General features: G+C 35.0%; 2 protein-coding genes. One reads left to right on the top strand and one right to left on the bottom strand.

Translation table 11 applies throughout. The features are described from left to right. A partial coding sequence (locus P9B04_RS20340; RefSeq protein ID WP_342056796.1) for a CHAT domain-containing protein occupies nt 1-2044 on the bottom strand: 2044 nt, incomplete at its 3' end. A gap of 1 nt (nt 2045) precedes the next feature. On the opposite strand from P9B04_RS20340, the gene P9B04_RS20335 reads away from it, so the two are divergent. Beyond that, a partial coding sequence (locus P9B04_RS20335; RefSeq protein ID WP_342056795.1) for a DUF928 domain-containing protein occupies nt 2046-2515 on the top strand: 470 nt, incomplete at its 3' end.

Below are 2515 nucleotides of genomic sequence, written 5' to 3'. Positions count from 1 at the left end.
CAAATTGATTTAAGTTAATTATTCGATCATAAGATTGTAAATAGGTTGTTTCTAAATCTCCTGTAAAGATACCATGAGTAGCAATATGCAAAATTTTAGGTTTTTTTTCTTTTAATGTTTGTATTAACTTTTCTTTGGTAAATTCTTGATCAAGATAAGTATTCGCTCTCCAAATACTTTTTATGTCTTGTAATTCAGCTGTTACATTAGGAAGGGGTTTGTTTATAGGGGGACGAGATTCTGCTAAACCAAAAGCAATGAGTGGGAATTTTTTTTCCTTGAAATCTGTTAAAAACTTTTTTCCTAAACTATTACTAATTGGGTATTTTTGAATGAGAAAAGCCTTATTTTTCTCATCATATAACGCCGACATGGGTAAGTTTCTTAATAAGCCATCATTGATAAATAATAATTGTTTTACGTGAGATTGAGTTAATATATCTTCAAAAGGATTTATTAATAAGTGATAAAAATATTGAGATGACTTTAAATACTTATTTGTATTGATATCAATTAATTTTTTTTGCCATTCTTGAATCTTTTGGACAAGTTGTTTCTCCGTTAGTTTATATTCAATATGATAGTATGTTCCTTGTGGAAGATGGAGAATAATGTGAAAAGAATTAGGTAAGATAATAGTATTAATGGTAGCAACTTCATTTTTTTGTAAAATCGCTGATGGCTCTATATCCCGACTTGATTCATCAAAACAAGTATCTTTAAATAGATTTTCAAGCTGAGCCAGTTGAAATAAATCAAAAATCTGAGTAACAGTTTGAAGATTTTTATTATTAGGATTTTCTAATAATAAAGAGATATAATTTCGATAAACTGGGGCAACTTCTTGCTGGAAATTGAACTGAACGTCCCTAGAAGCTGCAATTAATTTATTGCGTATTCGATTGAGACTATAAACTGCCTGATCATAAGCGAGTTCCGCCGCTCTTTTTTCTCCCATAGCCTCATGAATTCTGCCCTGTTGCCACGATGCACGATAAAGTTCTTCATAAGACAGTCGTGCGTGAGCATATTGAATGGCTTTTTGAGTATATTCTAAGGCTGAACTGTATTCGTGTTGGATTTCAAAATATTCTCCTAATTTCCTGTTAGCGATCGCCATGCCCTGAAGATCATTAAGAGCTATAGCAATCTTCTGAGCTTCAGATATGGCTTCAAGATCACCATCAATATCTCCAAGATTAAGCCATAAAATCACTGTTTGATGAGTGGGGGGTAAATTTGATAAGGCAACTTTTACATCTGCTAAAGTCTGTTGTTGCTTCTCTTTCGAGAGATAAGGTAGCCATGCTAAGGAAGCTCTCACAGTGGGATAGGTAGGAGCGGTAAATCTTTGTGCCAGTTGCCAAGCTTCTTGAGCGGTAGTCTTAGCCAACTGCTGACTTTGAATAATTTGTCTGTTCAATTGCGGGCTTTCATTTACTTGGTGTGGAAGTAATAGTTGTTGTTGTTGCTTTAATCGAAGAGTATTTTTTTCATAAGCTTGCGATAAGTTGGTGAGAATGGATAATCTGAGTTTAATACTCGAAGGGAGTTCCAAGGCAGAATGAAAATTAGCGATCGCTTTTTCATATTCTCCTAGCACCAGAAAAGCATTTCCTTTGAGAGCGAACACTTGGGGGGATATAGGAAGTTGTGGTAGGAGAAAAAGGGCTTCTTGTGCATCTCCTGCTTCAATTTGAACTTGCGCTTTGACAAGGCCTAATTGTACAGCTTTATTTACATTTTTCTTTTGTGTGTAAAGTTCAATTGCTTTTTCCCAATGGAAAATGGCAAAGTCTAATTGACCAATGGCTTCGTGACTAGAGGCTAAATATTCATGAATTAGTGGATTATTGTCATCTTGATAAGAGGCTAAATTTTCAATAACGTCTTTGAATTGACCTTGTTCATAAAGGTTTTGAATGAGTTCTAAGTCAAGTTGCCCTAAAGCATTTGATTGAGTTAGGATAATAGTAAAAAAAACGAAAATAAAAAAAATTGCTTTTCTAATGCGTTGTTTAATGAGTCTGTTCAGTCTGTTCATTTTGCTTTCTCTTTCTACATTTGAATTATCTGCTAATACATACAAACCTGATAAACGCCAGGAACAACAGCAAACACAATCAACCACTAATCGAGGTTGCAAAGAAAATATAGCACAATTTAAGATTCTGGCTCCCTCGGACCACATCGGGACAACAGCCTTGGAACGACCCACTTTTATGTTCTGGTGGGATGAAGTTCCTTCATCTGAACTGGAGATTTCTCTGACCCAACCATTTGTAGCAAATCCCTTGTGGCAAAAAAAAATTCAAGTTAAAAAAGAAGGAATATTGAAGTTGGAATTGCCTCAAGATGTGAAACTAGAGGATGGAAATTATGTGTTGACGGGGAATGTGCCTTGTTCTATACAAGATGATAGTAGCAGTTTTGTGCGGATTGCTTTTAGAAAAGTTCCATCAGAGGAAATAGATGCGTCTAAATCAGCAGCAGAAAATGGGATTTGGTTTGATGC

The organism is Crocosphaera sp. Alani8, from assembly GCF_038442745.1.
Taxonomy (GTDB): Bacteria; Cyanobacteriota; Cyanobacteriia; order Cyanobacteriales; family Microcystaceae; genus Crocosphaera.
This window is presented reverse-complemented; position numbering and strand designations above follow the sequence as displayed.